The organism is Pseudomonas sp. RA_5y_Pfl1_P24, assembly GCF_963970945.1.
Taxonomy (GTDB): domain Bacteria; phylum Pseudomonadota; class Gammaproteobacteria; order Pseudomonadales; family Pseudomonadaceae; genus Aquipseudomonas; species Aquipseudomonas tritici.
In genome coordinates, this window is the sequence record NZ_CAXAOJ010000014.1 from 82,891 (window position 1) to 103,394 (window position 20,504).

General features: G+C 59.5%; 21 protein-coding genes. 16 read left to right on the forward strand and 5 right to left on the reverse strand.

Annotated elements, in window-relative coordinates; genetic code table 11:
* The first annotated feature begins 38 nt into the window (after window positions 1–38).
* Together AACY30_RS22120 and AACY30_RS22125 are read left to right on the forward strand one after the other, a co-directional pair.
* Complete coding sequence (locus AACY30_RS22120) at window positions 39–254, forward strand: dodecin (protein WP_049710778.1); 216 nt, start codon at window positions 39–41, stop codon at window positions 252–254.
* Window positions 255–367: 113 nt separating this feature from the next.
* Entirely contained in the window at window positions 368–592 is a 225-nt protein-coding gene (locus tag AACY30_RS22125) for a DUF1161 domain-containing protein (RefSeq protein ID WP_049710777.1), read from the forward strand.
* Between the two features lie 58 nt (window positions 593–650).
* Here the strand turns inward: AACY30_RS22125 and AACY30_RS22130 are convergent, their stop codons facing one another.
* Window positions 651–1,652: an LLM class flavin-dependent oxidoreductase gene (locus tag AACY30_RS22130; protein ID WP_339470508.1), complete on the reverse strand. Its 1,002-nt coding sequence runs from the start codon at window positions 1,650–1,652 to the stop codon at window positions 651–653.
* A 217-nt stretch (window positions 1,653–1,869) separates the two neighbouring features.
* On the opposite strand from AACY30_RS22130, the gene AACY30_RS22135 reads away from it, so the two are divergent.
* Complete coding sequence (locus tag AACY30_RS22135; protein ID WP_065875609.1) at window positions 1,870–2,301, forward strand: OsmC family protein; 432 nt, start codon at window positions 1,870–1,872, stop codon at window positions 2,299–2,301.
* Window positions 2,302–2,469: 168 nt separating this feature from the next.
* Window positions 2,470–2,709, forward strand: coding sequence for a DUF1161 domain-containing protein (locus AACY30_RS22140; RefSeq protein WP_339419237.1), 240 nt, complete (start codon window positions 2,470–2,472; stop codon window positions 2,707–2,709).
* Here the strand turns inward: AACY30_RS22140 and AACY30_RS22145 are convergent, their stop codons facing one another.
* Window positions 2,710–3,132, reverse strand: a complete 423-nt coding sequence (locus AACY30_RS22145) for a PA0061/PA0062 family lipoprotein (RefSeq protein WP_339419235.1) — start codon at window positions 3,130–3,132, stop codon at window positions 2,710–2,712.
* A 142-nt stretch (window positions 3,133–3,274) separates the two neighbouring features.
* On the opposite strand from AACY30_RS22145, the gene AACY30_RS22150 reads away from it, so the two are divergent.
* A complete protein-coding gene (locus tag AACY30_RS22150) occupies window positions 3,275–4,318 on the forward strand; it encodes an aminopeptidase (RefSeq protein ID WP_339470506.1) in 1,044 nt (347 codons plus the stop codon).
* Between the two features lie 86 nt (window positions 4,319–4,404).
* Here AACY30_RS22150 and AACY30_RS22155 read toward each other — a convergent pair whose 3' ends face one another.
* Entirely contained in the window at window positions 4,405–5,064 is a 660-nt protein-coding gene (locus AACY30_RS22155) for an HAD family hydrolase (protein ID WP_339470505.1), read from the reverse strand.
* On the reverse strand, window positions 5,061–5,603 hold the full coding sequence (locus AACY30_RS22160; protein WP_339470503.1) for a gamma carbonic anhydrase family protein: 543 nt from the start codon (window positions 5,601–5,603) through the stop codon (window positions 5,061–5,063). Before AACY30_RS22160 ends, AACY30_RS22155 begins: the two co-directional genes overlap by 4 nt.
* Window positions 5,604–5,704: 101 nt before the next feature.
* Between AACY30_RS22160 and prlC the strand changes: the two genes are divergently transcribed.
* The 8 genes from prlC (at window position 5,705) to AACY30_RS22200 (ending at window position 15,887) form a co-directional block, all read left to right on the forward strand.
* Window positions 5,705–7,756: an oligopeptidase A gene (prlC, locus tag AACY30_RS22165; RefSeq protein ID WP_339470501.1), complete on the forward strand. Its 2,052-nt coding sequence runs from the start codon at window positions 5,705–5,707 to the stop codon at window positions 7,754–7,756.
* Window positions 7,753–8,028 carry a YheV family putative zinc ribbon protein gene (locus tag AACY30_RS22170; RefSeq protein WP_339470499.1) on the forward strand — a complete coding sequence of 92 codons (276 nt, stop codon included), beginning with the start codon at window positions 7,753–7,755 and terminating at the stop codon, window positions 8,026–8,028. The genes prlC and AACY30_RS22170 overlap by 4 nt, the downstream gene beginning before the upstream one ends.
* Window positions 8,029–8,304: 276 nt before the next feature.
* Window positions 8,305–9,057 carry a gluconate 2-dehydrogenase subunit 3 family protein gene (locus AACY30_RS22175; RefSeq protein ID WP_339470497.1) on the forward strand — a complete coding sequence of 251 codons (753 nt, stop codon included), beginning with the start codon at window positions 8,305–8,307 and terminating at the stop codon, window positions 9,055–9,057.
* 2 nt (window positions 9,058–9,059) lie between these two features.
* Entirely contained in the window at window positions 9,060–10,844 is a 1,785-nt protein-coding gene (locus tag AACY30_RS22180; RefSeq protein ID WP_339419223.1) for a GMC family oxidoreductase, read from the forward strand.
* A 12-nt stretch (window positions 10,845–10,856) separates the two neighbouring features.
* On the forward strand, window positions 10,857–12,155 hold the full coding sequence (locus AACY30_RS22185) for a cytochrome c (protein ID WP_339470495.1): 1,299 nt from the start codon (window positions 10,857–10,859) through the stop codon (window positions 12,153–12,155).
* Window positions 12,156–12,236: 81 nt separating this feature from the next.
* Window positions 12,237–13,295, forward strand: a complete 1,059-nt coding sequence (locus AACY30_RS22190; protein WP_339470493.1) for a PA0069 family radical SAM protein — start codon at window positions 12,237–12,239, stop codon at window positions 13,293–13,295.
* A 227-nt stretch (window positions 13,296–13,522) separates the two neighbouring features.
* Complete coding sequence (locus AACY30_RS22195) at window positions 13,523–14,254, forward strand: carbonic anhydrase (protein WP_339419217.1); 732 nt, start codon at window positions 13,523–13,525, stop codon at window positions 14,252–14,254.
* A gap of 85 nt (window positions 14,255–14,339) precedes the next feature.
* Window positions 14,340–15,887, forward strand: coding sequence for a SulP family inorganic anion transporter (locus AACY30_RS22200; RefSeq protein WP_339470492.1), 1,548 nt, complete (start codon window positions 14,340–14,342; stop codon window positions 15,885–15,887).
* Between the two features lie 128 nt (window positions 15,888–16,015).
* Here the strand turns inward: AACY30_RS22200 and AACY30_RS22205 are convergent, their stop codons facing one another.
* A complete protein-coding gene (locus AACY30_RS22205; RefSeq protein WP_339470490.1) occupies window positions 16,016–16,663 on the reverse strand; it encodes a hypothetical protein in 648 nt (215 codons plus the stop codon).
* 368 nt (window positions 16,664–17,031) lie between these two features.
* Here AACY30_RS22205 and coxB point away from each other — a divergent pair, with 368 nt between their 5' ends.
* The 3 genes from coxB (at window position 17,032) to AACY30_RS22220 (ending at window position 20,500) form a co-directional block, all read left to right on the forward strand.
* A complete protein-coding gene (coxB, locus tag AACY30_RS22210) occupies window positions 17,032–18,159 on the forward strand; it encodes a cytochrome c oxidase subunit II (RefSeq protein WP_339470488.1) in 1,128 nt (375 codons plus the stop codon).
* A gap of 58 nt (window positions 18,160–18,217) precedes the next feature.
* Window positions 18,218–19,804: a cytochrome c oxidase subunit I gene (gene ctaD, locus AACY30_RS22215; protein ID WP_065875623.1), complete on the forward strand. Its 1,587-nt coding sequence runs from the start codon at window positions 18,218–18,220 to the stop codon at window positions 19,802–19,804.
* 144 nt (window positions 19,805–19,948) lie between these two features.
* Window positions 19,949–20,500 carry a cytochrome c oxidase assembly protein gene (locus tag AACY30_RS22220; protein WP_339470487.1) on the forward strand — a complete coding sequence of 184 codons (552 nt, stop codon included), beginning with the start codon at window positions 19,949–19,951 and terminating at the stop codon, window positions 20,498–20,500.
* The last annotated feature ends 4 nt before the right edge of the window (window positions 20,501–20,504 follow it).

The following is a 20,504-nucleotide window of genomic DNA, read 5'->3' on the forward strand; positions in this document are numbered from 1 at the left end:
TGACTGCTACGCTCACTAGAGACCTCAGGAGAAACGCCATGTCTGATCATCACACCTACAAGAAAGTCGAATTGGTGGGTTCGTCCACCACCAGCATCGAAGACGCCATCAACAATGCGGTGGCTGAAGCCAACAAGAGCATCAAGCACCTGGAATGGTTTGAGGTGACTGAAACCCGCGGCCATATCGAGAATGGCAAGGTCGCGCACTATCAGGTCACGCTCAAGGTAGGGTTCCGAATTGCCAGCAGTTGATCCTGTGAGTTGAACTTGCTGACTGGCCGATTGCCATAACCTGCGCTACAACGTTGGGGTGCCGAGGCGACAGCCTCGGCACGTTCTATTCGATCAGCGTAAGGAAGTAACGGATGAAGAAGTTTCTGTTAGCAGTCGGTCTGTTGAGCATTGCAGGTACTGCCCTGGCGGCGGGCAAGCCATGCGAAGAGCTGAAAAGCGAAATCGCAGCGAAAATCGACGCCAAGGGCGCGTCAGGTTATTCCCTCGAAGTGGTGGATAAAGGCGCTTCTACCGACGCTCAAGTGGTCGGCAGCTGCGAAGGCGGCACCAAGGAAATCGTCTACAAGCGCGGTTAACCTCGTGCTCCAGACATAAAAAACCGACGCGGGTGCGTCGGTTTTTTTCGCCTCGGTTTTAGCCTTTCATTACTTGCGCGAGCAGCTCGTAGGAATGAATCCGGTCAGCGTGTTCGTACAGGTCGCTGGTGAAAATCAGCTCATCGGCGCCGGTCTGCTCGATCAACACCTCCAGCTTGGCGCGAATCTTCGCCGGGCCGCCGACCATCGCCAGGCCCAGGAAGCTGCCGACCGCGTCTTTCTCGTGAGGGAGCCACAGGCCATCCATGGTGTTCACCGGTGGGCGCTGCACCAGGCTCTGGCCGCGCATCAGTGCAAGGATGCGTTGGTACACCGAAGTGGCCAGGTAGTCGGCCTGCTCATCAGTGTCTGCGGCGACCAGCGGAATGCCGAGCATCACGTAGGGTTTGTCCAGCACGGCTGAAGGCTTGAAGTGGTTGCGGTAGACGCGAATCGCTTCATGCATCAAGCGCGGTGCGAAATGCGAGGCGAATGCGTAGGGCAAACCGCGTTCGCCAGCCAGTTGTGCGCTGAACAGGCTGGAACCGAGCAGCCAGACCGGCACATTGGTACCGCTGCCGGGCACCGCAATAACCCGTTGGTCGGGCGTACGTGGGCCCAGGTAGGCCATCAGTTCGGCCACATCGTCCGGGAAATCATCTGCGCTGCCGGAGCGTTCACGGCGCAGCGCGCGGGCGGTCATCTGGTCAGAGCCGGGCGCGCGGCCCAGGCCCAGGTCGATACGCCCGGGGTAGAGGCTTTCCAGGGTGCCGAACTGTTCGGCGATCACCAATGGCGCGTGGTTGGGCAGCATGATGCCGCCGGAGCCGACGCGAATGGTCGAGGTGCCGCCGGCCAGGTAACCCAGCAATACCGAGGTGGCAGAGCTGGCGATGCCGTCCATGTTGTGGTGTTCGGCCACCCAGAAACGGTTATAGCCAAACTTCTCCACATGCTGGGCCAGGTCCAGGGAATTACGCAGCGCCTGCGCCGGGCTGCCGTTGGCGCGCACGGGCACGAGGTCAAGGGTCGAGAATTTTACGTCGGACAGCGATTTCATAAGCCTGCTTCTCCAATGGGGGCGCAGGCTTCTTAGACGAACCAAAACCTGCCGCTTCATGTGCATGGTCTATGCAATGAGGGCATATACCCGAGATTCAATAGCGGAATGGAAATTTCCTACTAAATTGCTAGGTTTCTCCGACAAGATGAACTTTGCCACGCCAACTATCCTCAGAACCCTTACTGAAGCAAAACCACCGTTCGAGGAGACCGCTATGAGTATTGTTAAAAAAGCATCCGCGCATTGGGAAGGTGACCTGAAGACTGGCCTGGGTTCCATTTCTACGGAGACCGGGGTATTGCGTGAAGCGCCCTACGGCTTCAAGGCCCGTTTCGAAGGCGGCAAAGGCACCAACCCTGAAGAATTGATTGGCGCGGCCCACGCTGGCTGTTTCTCCATGGCGTTTTCCATGATTCTCGGCGACGCCGGGCTCAAGGCTGACAGCATCGACACCCAGGCTGACGTCACTCTGGATCAGGTCGAGGGTGGTTTTGCGATCACCGCCGTGCACTTGACCCTCAAGGCCAAGATCCCTGGCGCGAGCCAGGCGCAGTTCGATGAGCTGAGCAAGAAGGCCAAGGAAGGATGCCCGGTGTCCAAGGTGTTGAATGCAACCATCACCCTGGATGGCACGCTGGTTAACTGACACAGCAGATCCAATGTGGGAGCTGGCTTGTCGAATCGTCGATCCGACAAGTCAGCTCCCACACTTAGTTATGCGTTAAATCAGAACTCGTGTTTCACAAATGTGGTCCTATAGCCATTGCAGCCTTAGCCACATACTCGTGCGCAATGCATTCAGGGAGCTTCACACATGAAACGTTTTGCCTTGGCGATCTTCTGCGGTGTATTGGCCACATCGGCTGTGGCCGCTCCGAAAGATTGTGAAGAGCTCAGGAAAGAGATCGAGGTAAAGATCCAGGCCAAGGCTATCCCCTCCTACACCCTGGAAATCATTACCGCCGAAGAAGCCAAGAATCACGACAGGGCGATGCTTGTCGGTTCGTGCGAAAACGGTACCAAGCGTATCCTCTACCAGAAGAACAACGACTGATCAGATGCAGTTGACGCTACGTTCTTGCGCGAGCAACTGACGCGCCGAGTCATACAGCCGGATATTAGGTGTGAAGGCCAGCGAGCGCCCTTCCAGCACATAGCGCTGGCCAGCCTGGAAGTGGTCGTATTGCAGGGTCATGAAGCAGGTGCGATACATCATCGAGCTGAGTCCGCCCAGACCACCGCCTGCCGGCACTTCAAAATCGAAGCGCACCATTAATTCGTGACTGCCGGGCGGCATTTGGAAGTAACGCCCATCATTGAGGTTCTTACCGTCCAAACGCTGTGCCATCACCAGCCTGGATCCCGGCGTCGGCGTAGTGAAATCGACCCAGGCCTGTTGCGGGTCTGCCGGTGGCACAGGGGTTGTGGTGCAGGCACTGAGGAATAGGGCGGCGACGGGAAGCAAGAGCTGACGCATGGCAGGCACTCAACAGGATGAAAGAACTAAGCCTGGCGCCGACGGCAACAGACACCCTGTGAGTATAAACACGTCATGCCATGGAAAAACTCCACGCCGGCACGATAGTCTGGCGAGCAAATTTCCCAGGAGCGGTCGGGGCATGGTCAGGCGTTTTCTTCCAGGGCTGATGGTGGTGGTGCTCAGCGGCTGCTCGAGCGTGAGCTATTACAGCCAATTGGCGAGTGGCCAGTGGCAATTGCTGCGGGCCCGGGAGCCGGTGGCGCAGGTCATCGCTGACCCTTCCCGCCCACTGCTGCTGCGCGAGCACCTGGCGCAATCACAAAAAGCGCGAACGTTCGCCAGTGAACATCTGCACCTGCCTGACAACCAGAGTTACAGGCTGTACGCCGATATCGGCCGGCCTTATGTGGTCTGGAATGTCTTCGCCACGCAAGAATTTTCCCTTTCACCTGAAACCCATTGCTTCCCTATTGCCGGTTGCGTGGCCTATCGCGGTTACTACAACCAGGGCGCGGCGCGGGGCGAAGCGGCGTTGTTGAGGCAGCGTGGCATGGATGTGTCGATTGGCGGCGTCGAGGCTTACTCCACATTGGGTTGGTTTAATGACCCGATCATGAATTCGATGTTGAACTGGGGGGATGAACGCCTGGCCACGCTGATTTTTCATGAGCTGGCGCACCAGCGCTTCTATGTGAAGGACGACACCGAGTTCAATGAATCATTTGCCAACTTCGTTGAGCAGGAAGGCACTCGCCAGTGGCGAGCCGTGCGAGGTTTGGCACCGCTCAGCAGTGCAATACTGCAGCAGCGCGACCAATTTATCCGCCTGATTCTCGATACCCGTAAACGCCTGGAAGCGCTCTACGCCAAGCCCTTGGCGGCCGCCGTGATGCGCCAGGCCAAGGCCGCGCAGTTCGAGCGCTTGCGCAGTGATTACCGACAATTGCGCGATAGCCAGTGGGGCGGTGATAAGCGGTATGACGCCTGGATCAACCAGCCGATGAACAATGCGCGGCTGTTGCCGTTTGGGTTGTATGACAGGTGGGTACCGGCGTTTGCGGCGTTGTTTGCGCAGGAGGGTGGGGATTGGGTGAGGTTTTATGCGGCGGTGGAGAAGATGGGCGGGTTGCCGGTGGAGCAGCGTAGAGCGGCGTTGCAACAGTTGGAAGGTGTTGGGCTTTAGGGCCTCATCGCAGGCAAGCCAGCTCCCACATGGGTCCTCTGTACACCGGTCAAAATGTGCGAGCTGGCTTGCCTGCGAACGCTATCTCAAGAACGCTGCATAAACGCCTGATGCATCTCGGCCAATGTCTCAAAATGCCAAGTCGGCGCCTCGGCATTCAACTCCTCAAAACTGCCAAACCCGTACCCCACCGCCGCCGAATCCAGCCCGTTGCTGCGCGCGCCGATCAGGTCATGCTTGCGATCACCAATCATCAAGGTGGTGGCCGGGTCCAGGCCTTCCTCACTGATCAGGTGGGCGATCAACTCGACTTTATTGGTGCGCGTGCCGTCCAGCTCGCTGCCGTAGATCACGTTAAAATGCCTGGCAAAATCGAAGTGCCGGGCGATCTCGCGGGCAAACACCCAAGGCTTGGACGTCGCCACATACAGTTGGCGGCCCTGGCTATTCAGGTCATCCAATAGCGGCATCACGCCGTCGAACACGCGGTTCTCATACAAACCGGTCACTTTGAAACGCTCGCGATAGAAATTCACCGCCTCCCAGGCCTTGGCTTCATCGAAGTCGTAGAACTGCATAAAGGCTTGCAGCAACGGCGGGCCGATAAAATGTTCCAGCTTTGTCAGGTCCGGCTCGTCGATACCCAGCTTGCCGAGGGCGTACTGGATCGAACGGGTGATGCCCTCGCGCGGGTCGGTGAGGGTGCCGTCCAAGTCGAACAGGACGGTTTGGTAGGGCAGGCTCATCGGTCGAATCCTTCAGCCAGGTGCAGGTCTTTGAGCTTCACGTAGTTCGCGGCGCTGTAGGTGAAAAAGGCGCGCTCCTTGTCAGTCAATGCGCGGACTTGTTTAACCGGGCTGCCAACATACAAAAAACCGCTTTCGAGCTTCTTGCCCGGTGGCACCAGGCTGCCGGCGCCGATGATCACGTCATCTTCCACCACCGCGCCGTCCATCACGATGCTGCCCATGCCGATCAGGATGCGGTTGCCCACGGTGCAGCCGTGCAACATGACTTTGTGGGCGATGGTTACATCGTCGCCGATCAACAGCGGGAAGCCGTCCGGGTTGAACGGCCCGGCGTGAGTAATGTGCAATACGCAGCCATCCTGCACGCTGGTGCGTGCACCGATGCGGATGCGGTGCATGTCGCCACGAATCACGGTCAGCGGCCAAACCGAGCTGTCGGCGCCGATTTCGACATCGCCGATCACCACCGCCGAAACATCGACAAAAGCCCCGGCGCACAGGGTTGGCGTGTGGTTCTGATAGGTGCGAAGGGTCACGATAGCCTCTCTCTCTTCTGCTGATAGCTGCGGTGGGTGTTGATTGTAATTAAGATGGCCCCATCTTTGTCTTATCAGTTTCTTCAGCCAAGGTGCCAACCGTGAGCGCGAACAACCCTCTTCTGCAGTCCTACGACCTGCCGCCGTTCTCGGCGATCCGTGCCGAGCACGTCCAGCCGGCCATCGAACAGATCCTTGCCGATAACCGCGTTGCCATCGAAGGCATCCTGCAAAGCCAGGGGAAAAATCCGACATGGGCCGGCCTGGTCCTGGCGATGGATGAACTGAATGACCGCCTGGGTGCCGCCTGGAGCCCGGTCAGCCACCTCAACGCCGTGTGCAACAGCGCTGAACTGCGCGAAGCCTACGAAGGCTGCCTGCCCGCGTTGAGCGCCTATTCCACAGAGATGGGCCAGAACCGCGCGCTGTTCCAGGCTTTTGAAGCCCTCGCCAATAGCCCGGAAGCCGCCGGTTTCGACGTGGCGCAAAAAACCATCCTGGAACACGCCCTGCGTGATTTCCGCCTGTCGGGCATCGATTTGCCGCCGGAACAGCAAAAGCGCTACGCGCAAGTGCAAAGCAAACTGTCCGAGTTGGGCAGCAAGTTCTCCAACCAGTTGCTGGATGCTACCCAGGCGTGGACCAAGCACGTTGCCGAGGAAGCCACCCTCGCCGGCCTGACCGACTCGGCCAAGGCGCAAATGGCTGCCGCTGCCCAGGCCAAGGGCCTCGACGGTTGGTTGATCACCCTGGAATTCCCCAGCTACTACGCGGTAATGACGTACGCCGAGGATCGCGCGCTGCGAGAAGAAGTCTACGCGGCTTACTGCACCCGCGCGTCGGACCAAGGCCCGAATGCCAGTCAGAACGATAACGGCCCGGTGATGGAACAGATCCTCGACTTGCGTCAGGAACTGGCTCAACTGCTGGGCTACGCGTCCTTCTCCGAACTGAGCCTGGCCACCAAAATGGCCGAGTCCAGCGACCAGGTGCTCAGCTTCCTGCGTGACCTGGCCAAGCGCAGCAAACCGTTTGCCGCCCAAGACCTGCAACAGCTCAAGGCTTACGCCGCTGAACAAGGCTGCGCCGACCTGCAAAGTTGGGACAGCGGCTTCTATGGCGAGAAACTGCGTGAGCAGCGCTATAGCGTGTCCCAGGAAGCCCTGCGCGCCTACTTCCCCATCGACAAAGTGCTCGGTGGTCTGTTCGCCATCGTCCAGCGCCTGTACGGCATCGAGATCGCCGAGCAAAAAGGCTTCGACACCTGGCACCCGGATGTCCGCCTGTTTGAAATCAAGGAAAGCGGCCAGCACGTCGGTCGCTTCTTCTTCGACCTGTACGCCCGCGCCAACAAGCGTGGCGGTGCCTGGATGGACGGCGCGCGCGACCGTCGCCGCACGGTTGATGGCGTGCTGCAAAGCCCGGTGGCCAACCTGGTGTGCAATTTCACCCCGGCCGACAGCGGCAAGCCTGCCCTGCTGACCCATGATGAAGTCACCACGCTGTTCCACGAATTCGGCCACGGCCTGCATCACTTGCTGACCCGCGTCGAGCATGCCGGTGTGTCCGGCATCAACGGCGTGGCCTGGGATGCGGTGGAATTGCCTAGCCAGTTCATGGAGAACTGGTGCTGGGAGCCGGAAGGCCTGGCGCTGATCTCTGGCCATTACGAAACCGGCGAGCCGCTGCCCCAAGACCTGCTGGAAAAAATGCTCGCGGCGAAGAACTTCCAGTCCGGCCTGATGATGGTGCGCCAGCTGGAATTCTCGCTGTTCGACTTCGAACTGCACGCCACCCACGGTGATGGCCGCAGCGTGGCGCAAGTACTGGAAGGCGTGCGCGATGAAGTCTCGGTGATGCGTCCGCCGGCCTACAACCGCTTCCCCAACAGCTTTGCGCACATCTTCGCTGGTGGTTATGCGGCGGGTTACTACAGCTACAAATGGGCTGAAGTGCTCTCGGCGGATGCCTTCTCCAAGTTTGAAGAAGACGGCGTACTCAATGCCGAAACCGGCCGTGCTTTCCGCGAGGCGATCCTGGCCCGTGGCGGTTCCCAGGCGCCGATGGTGCTGTTCGTCGACTTCCGCGGACGTGCGCCGTCGATTGACGCACTCTTGCGCCACAGCGGCCTGAGTGAGGACGCGGCAGCATGAGCGAAGGGCCTGTGATGACCAAAAAGCAATTCATCGCCGGGGCGGTCTGCCCGGCGTGCAGCGAGCCGGACAAGTTGAAAATGTGGACCGAGGACAACGTGCCGCATCGCGAGTGCGTGGCCTGCGGTTATACCGACACACTGAATGACCAGGGTCTGTCGGTGCCCAAGGAATTGGGTACGCGGGTCAACACCTCAGCGCTGAAAGCGCCGGCTGATCCTAACATTCAAGCCGTACAGTTTTTCCCCAACCCGAAGCTGAAAAAAGACTAGGCGTTATTCGCTGATCTAGTGTGGGCGCTGCTTGTTTGGGGAGCTGGCTTGCCTGCGATAGCATCACCTCGGCCTGATAGGACGATTAAGGTGTTTGCATCGCAGGCAAGCCAGCCCCCCAAACAAGCAGCGCCCACTTTTTTTGCCCGCATTTACTCGACTTAGGTCGCTGAATCGATTCCCCTCATCCTTAGCCTGCTATCCTTTGTAACTATTGATTGCCAAAAAAAGCTCACTAGAAGCTGATAACCCGTGACCACATGATGAGGTGCCACCATGTCTGATCAAGATCAAGACAACCCCCGGCGTGACTTTCTGCGCAAATCCTTGACCTTGATCCCGGTGGTCACGGTTGCCAGCACCGGCCTCGGCGGCTCGATGCTGATGGCTACGCCAGAGCCAGCGCAGGCCGCGCCCGCCAAGTCTGCGGCCAGCGACAAAGCCTATGAGCCTACGTATTTCACCGCCGAGGAATGGTCGTTTATCAATGCCGCCGTCGAGCGCCTGATTCCCGCCGATGCCCAAGGCCCAGGTGCCCTGGAAGCGGGTGCACCGGAATACATCGACCGGCAGATGAACACGCCTTACGCCAGTGGTGCCCTGTGGTTCATGCAAGGCCCTTTCAACGCTGACGCACCGCCTGAGATGGGCTGGCAGAGCAAATTGGTACCCAAAGAAATCTATCGTCTGGGCATTGCCGCGACGGATGCATGGTCGAAGGCGTTCAACGGTAAAGCTTTTGCTGCGCAAGACAGCGCTACCCAAGACGATATGCTGCGCCGCCTCGAGGCTGGCGGTAGCGAAGTTGCTGCGCATTTCGAGACGGTGCCGCCGAAGATGTTCTTCAACCTGCTGTTGCAAAACACCAAGGAAGGCTTCTTCTGCGACCCGATCCACGGCGGCAACAAAGGCATGGTCGGCTGGACCATGATTGGCTTCCCCGGCGCTCGCGCCGACTTCATGGACTGGGTTGAACGCAACGAGCAATACCCCTTCCCGGCAGTTTCCATCCGCGGCGAGAGGGCATAAACGTGGCGACCATCATGAAAAAAGTAGATGCAGTGATCGTCGGCTTCGGCTGGACCGGCGCGATCATGGCCAAGGAGCTGACGGAAGCGGGTCTAAACGTGGTCGCGCTGGAACGCGGCCCGATGCAGGACACTTACCCAGACGGCAACTATCCGCAGGTCATCGACGAATTGACCTACAGCGTGCGTAAAAAACTCTTCCAGGACATTTCCAAAGAGACGGTGACCATTCGCCATAGCGTGAATGACGTGGCCCTGCCTAACCGTCAGTTGGGTGCGTTCTTGCCGGGCAATGGCGTCGGCGGTGCAGGCCTGCACTGGTCCGGCGTGCATTTTCGCGTCGACCCGATGGAGTTGCGCATCCGTAGCCATTACGAAGAGCGTTACGGCAAAAACTTTATCCCCAAGGACATGACAATCCAGGACTTCGGCGTGAGCTATGAAGAGCTGGAGCCGTTTTTCGACTACGCGGAAAAAGTCTTCGGCACCTCCGGCCAGGCCTGGACGGTGAAAGGTCAAGTCGTTGGTGAGGGCCGTGGCGGCAACCCATATGCACCGGACCGTTCCAATCCGTTCCCGTTGGAAGCACAGAAAATCACCGTTTCCGCACAGCTGTTTCAGAAAGCTGCTAGCGATGTGGGTTACAAACCCTACAACCTGCCGTCGGCCAATACCTCGGGGCCTTACACTAACCCCTATGGTGCGCAGATGGGCCCGTGCAATTTCTGCGGGTTTTGCAGTGGCTATGTTTGCTACATGTATTCCAAAGCCTCGCCGAACGTGAACATCCTGCCAGCGTTGCGCCAGGTGCCGAATTTCGAACTGCGGCCTAATTCTCACGTGCTCAAGGTCAACCTCGACAGCACCAAGAGCAAGGCCACCGGCGTGACTTATATCGACGCCCAGGGCCGGGAATGCGAGCAGCCGGCGGACCTGGTGATCCTCGGCGCGTTCCAGTTCCACAATGTGCGTTTGATGCTGCTGTCCGGTATCGGCAAGCCTTACGACCCGATTACCAATGAAGGTGTGGTGGGCAGGAACTTCGCCTACCAGAACATGGCGACCATCAAGGCGTTCTTCGACAAGGACACCCACACCAACAACTTCATCGGTGCGGGCGGCAATGGCGTGGCCATTGATGACTTCAATGCCGACAACTTCGACCATGGGCCTCACGGCTTTGTGGGCGGCTCGCCGATGTGGGTCAACCAGGCGGGAAGTCGGCCTATTGCGGGCACCTCGAATCCGCCGGGAACCCCGGCCTGGGGCAGCGCGTGGAAGCGCGCGACCGCCGATTACTACACCCACCAGGTGTCGATGGATGCCCATGGCGCTCATCAATCCTACCGGGGCAACTACCTGGATCTGGACCCGGTTTATCGTGATGCCTACGGCCAGCCGCTGCTGCGGATGACATTCGATTGGCAAGAAAACGACATCAAGATGAACCGCTTCATGGTAGAGAAAATGGGCAAAGTCGCCGAAGCGATGAACCCCAAGGCAATTGCCGTGCTGGGCAAAAAGGTCGGTGAGCACTTCAACACCGCGTCGTACCAGACCACCCACCTCAACGGCGGCGCGATCATGGGCACCGACCCGAAAACCAGTGCCTTGAATCGTTACCTGCAGTGCTGGGATGTACACAACGTGTTTGTGCCAGGCGCATCCGCGTTCCCACAAGGTTTGGGCTACAACCCTACCGGTCTGGTGGCGGCGCTGACCTATTGGTCGGCCCGGGCGATCCGCGAGCAGTACCTGAAAAACCCCGGCCCACTGGTTCAGGCATAAGGAGCGATGACCATGAAAGCACTTGTTATCGCGACGTTTGCCCTATTGAGCAGTTGCTCGATCAGCGCGGCTGAAACCGACCTGGTCAAGCAGGGCGAGTACCTGGCCCGCGCCGGTGACTGCGTGGCCTGCCACACCGCCAAGGGCGGTAAGCCGTTTGCCGGTGGCCTGCCGATGGAAACCCCCATCGGCGTGATCTATTCCACCAACATCACCCCGGACAAGACCGGCCTGGGCGACTACAGCTTTGAAGACTTCGACAAGGCCGTGCGCCATGGCGTCGCCAAGAACGGTAGTACGCTTTACCCGGCGATGCCCTACCCGTCTTACGCACGTGTCAGCGAAAACGATATGCAGGCGTTGTATGCGTATTTCATGAAGGGTGTTGAACCGGTCGCCCAGGAGAACAAGGACAGCGATATTCCCTGGCCACTGAGCATGCGCTGGCCGTTGGCGGCATGGCGCTGGATGTTTGCGCCCGAGGTGGCAGACTACCAGGCGCCGGCTAATGCTGATCCGGTGATCAGCCGGGGTGCTTATTTGGTGGAAGGCCTTGGCCACTGCGGCGCTTGCCATACGCCACGGGCTTTGACCATGCAGGAAAAAGCCCTGAGTGCCACTGATGGCAACGCGTTCCTGTCTGGCAGCGCGCCGTTGGAGGGCTGGATCGCCAAGAGCCTGCGCGGCGACCACAAGGACGGCCTCGGCAGTTGGAGCGAGGCGCAACTGGTGCAATTCCTCAAGACCGGCCGCAGTGATCGCAGTGCGGTGTTTGGTGGCATGAGCGATGTTGTGGTCCACAGCATGCAGTACATGTCGGAAAATGACCTGACGGCTATCGCCCGCTACCTCAAGAGCCTGCCGGCGGTGGACCCCAAGGACCAGCCGCATCAGTACGACAAGCAGGTAGCTGATGCCCTGTGGAAAGGTGATGACAGCAAGCCAGGTGCGTCGGTGTACATCGACAACTGTGCGGCCTGCCACCGTACTGACGGCCATGGCTATACGCGGGTGTTCCCGGCGCTGGCGGGCAACCCGGTGTTGCAGACGGCGGATGCCACGTCGCTGATCAACATCGTGTTGAACGGCGGCACGTTGCCGGCCACGCACGCGGCGCCGTCGACCTTCACCATGCCAGCATTTGCCTGGCGCCTGTCGGACCAGGAAGTGGCGGATGTGGTCAGTTTCATCCGCGGCAGTTGGGGCAATAAGGGCGCGCCGGTCAACGCCAGCGATGTGGCGGACCTGCGCGAGAAAGATCTGCGCACCACTTCAGGCGATGACTTGGGACAGGTCACGCAAAAGCACTGATCCTTCCCTGACCGCCAAACGGCACTGGTCAGAAACCTTGCGCCTCGATACTGTATATAAAAACAGCATCGAGGCGTTTTCATGTCTACTCCGCTGCCGCCCCGTGGCCGTGGCACGGCCACTAACCTGCATAACCGCTTTGCGCCCACCGTCAGCGTGGTCGAGGACGACGGCTGGTATCAGGAAGTGCCGCCGACCCAGGGCACCGAAGTGCGTATCGAAACGGCCAAGACCCTCATCACCCGCAACAACTCGCCGGACTTGCCGTTCGACCGTTCGATCAACCCGTACCGTGGCTGCGAGCATGGCTGCATTTACTGCTATGCGCGGCCCAGCCATGCTTATTGGGACATGTCGCCGGGGCTCGATTTCGAAACCAAATTGATTGCCAAGACCAACGCCGCCTATGTGCTGGAGCAGCAACTGTCGAAACCGGGCTATGTGTGCGCGCCGATCAACCTGGGTTCCAACACCGACCCGTACCAGCCGATCGAGCGCGAGTACACGATCACTCGGCAAACCCTTGAAGTGTTGCTGCGCTACCGGCATCCGGTGACCATCATCACTAAGGGCTCATTGATTCTGCGCGATCTGGATTTGCTCACTGAGTTGGCGCGTCAGCGGCTGGTGGCGGTGATGATCAGCCTCACCAGCCTGGACGACGAGCTCAAGCGCATCCTGGAGCCGCGCACGGCGGCGCCGAAGGCGCGGTTGCGAGCGATTCGGGTAATGCGCGAGGCGGGGATCCCGGTGGGCGTGCTGTGTTCGCCCATGATTCCGATGATCAATGACAGTGAGCTGGAAAGCCTGCTGACCGAAGCCCACGCCGCTGGCGCGCAGAGTGCGGCGTACATGATGCTGCGCCTGCCGTTGGAGGTGGCGCCGCTGTTCGAGGAGTGGCTGGCGGCGCATTACCCGCAGCGTGCGGCCCATGTGATGAGCCTGGTACGCCAGGTGCGCGGCGGTGAGGTATACGACAGCCGCTTCGGCGTGCGCATGCGTGGTGAAGGGCCATTTGCCGATCTGCTGGCGCAGCGCTTCAGCAAGGCGATCAAGCGCTTGGGGCTCAACCAGCGGGAGGGCTTCAATCTGGATTGCACGGCGTTCTGTCCGCCAGGCAGGCAGATGGCTTTGTTGTAGACTGAAGAGGCGATTTGCGAAGTCCGTGTAGGAATAGTCGCTTTTTGACATCACTGAAACCCGCGGACTAGAGCGGTTCATTCAGTTTGAGTTAAGTTTCGGCGGTTAACGTGTTCTGCGAGTGACTGATGAGTCGGCGTCCCGCTTTGTGGCTTTTGCAACTGTTCCACACGCCCGGCGTCGAACTGACCTGAAAGCTCCCCTGTATTTAATCAAGAGGATGAATCATGAGTGACCAGGATAAACAGCCGTTGGCTGCGTCGGCTTCAGCCCCTCAGGTGGCGGAAACCGCCGATGCAGCGCTTAAACATATTGTTGACGGCTTTTTGCATTTCCATCACGACGTCTTTCCCCAACAGGAAGAACTCTTCAAGAAACTCGCCACGGCCCAAAGCCCACGAGCGATGTTCATTACGTGCGCCGACTCGCGCATCGTGCCCGAGCTGATCACCCAAAGCTCTCCGGGCGACCTGTTCGTGACGCGTAACGTCGGTAACGTGGTTCCGCCTTACGGCCAGATGAATGGCGGCGTTTCTACTGCCATCGAGTACGCCGTACTCGCCCTGGGCGTGCAGCACATCATTGTCTGCGGGCACTCTGATTGCGGCGCCATGCGCGCGGTACTCAACCCCGATAGCCTGGAGAAGATGCCGACGGTCAGGGCCTGGCTGCGGCACGCCGAGGTCGCCAAGGCCATGGTCCATGACAACTGCGACTGCGCCAACGAAGGCGAGAGCATGAAGGTGCTGACCGAAGAAAACGTCATCGCCCAGCTGCAACATTTGCGCACCCACCCTTCCGTGGCTTCGCGCATGGCCAATGGTCATTTGTTTATCCATGGTTGGATCTACAACATCGAGACCAGCGAAATCCGTGCCTACGATGCGGACCAGTCGACGTTCCTGCCGTTGGGCGGCGAAGGGCCGATTCCTTCAGCGACGCCTAAAGCGCGCTTCTAAAACACTTCCCTGCCGGGTTTAGCGGTGGCTGCCATGGATGCAGCCAGGCTTTACCGCGCCCGGCCAATGCCTCGGGAGAGTCATCATGCGTGCTGCTCAATTGAAAGCTGTTTTGCCACGGGAGCTGCTCGCTTCGGTGGTTGTGTTTCTGGTCGCCCTGCCCTTGTGCATGGGTATTGCGATCGCCTCCGGCATGCCGCCGGCCAAAGGCCTGATTACCGGGATCATCGGTGGCTTGGTGGTGGGTTGGTTGGCGGGTTCACCGTTGCAGGTCAGTGGCCCGGCGGCGGGTTTGGCGGTGTTGGTGTTCGAACTGGTACGCCAGCACGGCATGCTGATGCTTGGGCCAATCCTGTTGCTGGCAGGCTTTCTGCAACTGGTCGCCGGGCGTTTGCGTCTGGGCTGCTGGTTCCGTGTTACGGCGCCGGCGGTGGTGTACGGCATGCTGGCAGGGATTGGCGTGCTGATCGTGCTGTCGCAGATCCACGTGATGCTCGACGGCGCGCCCAAACCTTCGGGGCTGGATAACCTGGCAGGCTTCCCTGCGGCGTTGGCTGAAGCGATCCCGACCCTGGGCGGCGGCCTGGGCTGGCAGGCGGGGTTGCTCGGTTTATCGACAATGCTGGTGATGTACACCTGGGACAAATTACGCCCGCAACGCCTGCGCTTTGTGCCGGGCGCCTTGTTGGGCGTGGGCCTGACCACCGTTGTCAGTTTGGTGCTGGCGTTGCAGGTCAAACGTGTGGAGGTGCCGGAAAATCTCGCCGATGCCATCGACTGGCTGCGTCCCAGCGACTTGCTGAACCTCGCTGATCCGCAACTGTTGATCGCCGCGTTCGCCGTGGCGTTTATCGCGAGTGCCGAGACCCTGCTCTCCGCTGCGGCGGTCGACCGCATGCACAGCGGTCAGCGTTCTGATTTTGACAGGGAATTGTCCGCTCAAGGTGTAGGCAACATGCTCTGCGGCTTGGTCGGCGCCTTGCCGATGACTGGCGTGATCGTACGCAGCTCGGCCAATGTGCAGGCCGGTGCAACTACGCGCTTGTCGGCGATGTTCCATGGCCTCTGGCTGCTGGGGTTCGTACTGTTGTTGTCGAGTGTGCTGCAGAGCATTCCGGTGGCGAGCCTGGCGGGTGTGCTGGTGTATACCGGGATCAAGCTGGTGGACATCAAGGCGTTCAAGGCGCTGGGGCGCTATGGGCGGATGCCAATGTTTACCTATGCGGCCACGGCGTTGGCGATCATCTTTACCGACCTGCTGACCGGCGTGCTGGTGGGCTTTGGGTTGACGTTGGTCAAGCTGGCGTTCAAGGCGTCACGGCTTAAAGTCAGCCTGATCGACTTGCCCCAGGTCGGTGAGATGGAGCTGCGCCTGACGGGGGCTGCGACCTTCCTGAAAGTGCCGGCATTGACCCAAGTGCTGGCGACAGTGCCCGCTGGGACGACCTTGCACGTACCGCTGAACAACCTGAATTATATTGACCATTCTTGCTTGGAGTTACTGGAAGAATGGGGGCGAGCCAATGCGGCGAAGGGTTCGACGCTGGTGATCGAGGCGCGTGGGTTGAAGCGCCGGTTGGAAGGGCGGGTGCGAATGACGACGGGGATAGGTTCGGCGCCATCTGTAAGCTGACGAAACCGGATCAAAATGTGGGCGGGCTTGCTCGCGAAGGCGGCGTGTCAGTCACCGGAAGTGTTGACTGAACCATAGCATTCGCGAGCAAGCCCGCTCCCACATGGGTTTTGTATTAGATCTAAGATCTAGGCCGGCTGATCCAACGCCAACTCAACCCCCAACTGCCGCGACAGGCACGGCCAGCGCTTCCACGCGGCCTCGGTGTTCGGGCTCTTGAGCGTTTCGCGGTAAGCCTCCACCGACTCCAGCGCAAAGCTCTCTTCGTTCAGCATTTCATCCACTGCTTGATGCACCGCCTCATCCAGTTGATTAGCGAATGTTTCGCCAATCAGTTGGTGGGCAATCACGTTAGCCACAGTGGTATCCGCCGGAATCAACGGCTGACCGAAATGCTTGATATACAGATCGTTGACCTCTTCCACCAGGCGATGGGCCAGGTAAGCCTCATCCAGCAGGCCGTCGAGCCCCTCGTGGCCTGCCAGGATCGCAGGCGGCTGCAGGAAGAAATGCTCGGCGATCTTCAGCACCGGCTTGATCTGGCTTTCGATACCGGCCTCGCGGGCTACGTCGTTGGCAGCGTCGAGCAAATCCGGGACGAGGTCGATGTAGGCGGTGACAAAGCGGGTCATGACAACGTTGCGATCACCGTCAGCCAGGGAAATGGCCGAATGCAGGTGCGGCAATTGTTTTTCCAGTTGCTGGGCAAGCTGGCCCGTGCTGGTTTCGTGTTGGTGGGCACGGGAAATCTGCTCGCGCAATGCGGCGGTGTTCATGAAGGCTCCAGTGATGCAGGCGTAGGAAAAGGGAGAGGATAAGGTAGCTCGTTTATACGAGCGCCTCAGACGCATTTGTCATAATTATTTCATGGTTATGCGCAGGCGTTATATCGAATCGCGATAGCGCACCGCATAAACGATTCCGCAGCCTGTTTCATTAAGCCCAAGTGCCTCATTTCAGCTCATTTACCCCTACACATTGCGGGGTTGCAGAGCCTGTCTATACTCGGATTTGTACGCGATTAGCTGATGACGCCAGACTGCATAAGCAGGCAAGGCTAAGCGGTTGTAAGCAGTATGGAAGCCGCTCCCTTCGACGCAGGTGCAAACCGGCGGGATAACAAGAACGATAAGGGGAACCCGCAATGATGCGACATCCACACGTTTGGATGGGCCTCCTGTTGTGGTCAGTATTCGGCCAGGCACATGCCGCCTGGACAACGAATATGGCGCCAGGGGCGACAGAAGTCAGTCACGCTGTGTTCGACCTGCACATGACCATTTTCTGGATATGTGTGGTGATCGGCATCATCGTGTTTGGCGCGATGTTCTGGTCGATGATCGTTCATCGCCGGTCCACGGGCCAGGTCGCGGCGAAGTTCCACGAGAGCACCACCGTGGAGATCCTCTGGACCGTAGTGCCCTTGCTGATCCTGATCGCGATGGCCATTCCTGCGACCAAGACCCTGATCAATATCTACGACAGCAGTGAATCGGATATCGATATCCAGGTCACCGGCTACCAGTGGAAGTGGCATTACAAATACCTGGGCCAGGACGTGGAGTTCTTCAGCAACCTGGCCACGCCCGCCGAACAGATCCACAACCAGGCGACCAAGGGCGAACATTACCTGCTGGAAGTCGACCAGCCGCTGGTGTTACCGGTGGGGGCCAAGGTGCGCTTCCTGGTGACGGCCGCGGACGTGATCCACTCGTGGTGGGTGCCGGCCTTTGCGGTCAAGCGCGACGCCATTCCTGGCTTCGTCAACGAGGCCTGGACGCGTGTCGAGAAGCCCGGCATCTACCGTGGCCAGTGCGCCGAACTGTGCGGCAAGGACCACGGCTTCATGCCCATCGTGGTCGAGGTCAAGTCCAAGGCCGATTACGAAACCTGGCTCGGCGAGCGCAAGGCAGAGGCCGCCAAGCTCAAGGAGCTGACCTCCAAAGAGTGGACCCTGGAAGAGCTCGTGGCGCGTGGCGACAAGGTCTACCACACCACCTGCGTGGCGTGTCACCAGGCTGAAGGCCAAGGCCTGCCGCCGATGTTCCCGGCGCTCAAAGGCTCGAAAATCGCCACCGGCCCGAAAGACGGCCACCTGAGCATCGTCTATCACGGCAAGCCCGGCACCGCGATGGCGGCGTTCGGCAAGCAGCTCTCTGAAGTGGATATCGCCGCCGTGGTGACCTACGAGCGCAACGCGTGGGGCAACAACAAAGGCGACATGGTCACGCCTAAAGACGTGCTGGCCATCAAGCAGGCGGAAAGCCCATGAACTCTTTCATGGCGTTTACCTCGACCTGCCCTGCCCACTTGCTCTCAGGAGAACGGCCATGAGCGCTGTGATTGATGACCATGGTCACGCTGACCATGCCCACGGCCCCGCCAAGGGTTTGATGCGCTGGGTGCTGACCACCAACCATAAAGACATTGGCACACTGTACCTGTGGTTCGCCTTCACCATGTTTCTGCTCGGCGGTTCGTTCGCCATGGTGATCCGTGCCGAACTGTTCCAGCCCGGCTTGCAGATCGTGGAGCCGGCGTTTTTCAACCAGATGACCACCATGCACGGGCTGATCATGGTGTTCGGCGCGGTCATGCCGGCGTTTGTCGGCCTGGCCAATTGGATGATTCCGCTGATGATCGGCGCGCCCGACATGGCCCTGCCGCGCATGAACAACTTCAGCTTCTGGCTGCTGCCGGCGGCATTCCTGCTGCTGGTATCGACCCTATTCGCCCCCGGTGGTGGGCCGAATTTCGGCTGGACCTTCTACGCGCCGCTCTCCACCACCTATGCACCGGAAAGCGTGACGTTCTTTATCTTCGCCATTCACCTGATGGGCATCAGTTCGATCATGGGCGCCATCAACGTGGTCGCCACCATCCTCAATCTGCGCGCTCCAGGCATGACGTTGATGAAAATGCCGCTGTTCGTCTGGACCTGGCTGATCACCGCGTTCCTGTTGATCGCGGTAATGCCGGTGCTGGCAGGCTGCGTGACCATGATGCTGATGGATATCCACTTCGGCACCAGCTTCTTCAGTGCGGCCGGTGGCGGTGACCCAGTGCTGTTCCAGCATGTGTTCTGGTTCTTCGGCCATCCCGAGGTGTACATCATGATCCTGCCGGCGTTTGGTGCCGTGAGCTCGATCATCCCGACCTTTTCTCGCAAGCCACTGTTTGGCTACACCTCGATGGTCTACGCCACGGCGAGCATCGCATTCCTGTCGTTCATCGTATGGGCGCACCACATGTTCGTGGTCGGTATTCCGTTGGTGGGCGAGCTGTTCTTCATGTACGCCACGCTGCTGATCGCCGTGCCGACCGGGGTGAAGGTGTTCAACTGGGTCAGCACCATGTGGCAAGGCTCTCTGACGTTTGAGACGCCCATGCTGTTTGCGGTGGCCTTCGTAATCTTGTTCACCATCGGCGGGTTTTCCGGGCTGATGCTGGCGATTGCCCCGGCCGACTTCCAGTACCACGACACCTACTTCGTGGTGGCGCACTTCCATTACGTACTGGTGCCCGGCGCGATCTTCGGCATTTTTGCCTCGGCCTACTACTGGCTGCCGAAATGGACCGGCCACATGTACGACGAAACCCTGGGCAAGCTGCACTTCTGGCTGTCCTTCGTGGGCATGAACCTGGCGTTCTTCCCGATGCACTTCGTCGGGCTGGCGGGCATGCCGCGGCGGGTGCCGGACTACAACCTGCAGTTCGCCGACTTCAACATGGTCTCGTCGATTGGTGCCTTCATGTTCGGCGCCACGCAGATCTTCTTCCTGTTCATTGTGATCAAGTGCATCCGTGGCGGTACACCCGCACCGGCCAAGCCTTGGGATGGCGCCGAAGGCCTGGAGTGGAGCATCCCTTCGCCTGCGCCGTACCACACGTTCACTACGCCGCCGGAGGTCAAATGAACACGCTGGTGGCCATGGCCCCGAACTCCTGTGGGAGCTGGCTTGCCTGCGATAGCGGTGTATCAGGCGCCGAATATGTTGGCTGCCAAGCCCTCATCGCAGGCAAGCCAGCTCCCACAGAAAGTCAAAAGCGAGGGTGGTGTGATGGCTGAGTCAGTTCCACTCAAACGCCTGGTCACCCGCCTGCTGATCCTGGTGGTGGCGATGTTCGCCTTTGGCTTTGCGCTGGTGCCGATCTATGACGTGATGTGCAAGGCGTTCGGCATTAACGGCAAGACGGCCGGACAGTACGAGGGCTCGCAGGTGGTGGACGCCTCACGCCAGGTGCGGGTGCAGTTCTTGTCCACCAATGCCATCGACATGGTTTGGGATTTTTATGCCAAGGCTGACGAAGTGGTGGTCAACCCGGGTGCGGTGACCGAGATGCTGTTCGTGGCCTACAACCCTACCGACAAACCGATGACTGCCCAAGCCGTGCCGAGTATTTCGCCGGCTGAAGCGGCGATGTACTTCCACAAGACCGAGTGCTTTTGCTTCACCCAGCAAGTGCTGCAGCCAGGCCAGCGCATTGAGATGCCGGTGCGGTTCATTGTCGACCGCGACATGCCCAAGGATGTGAAGCATTTGACCCTGGCGTACACGCTGTTTGACATCACTGCGCGCCAACCGCCCGTGGCTGTCCATACCGGCGGCTAGCTAC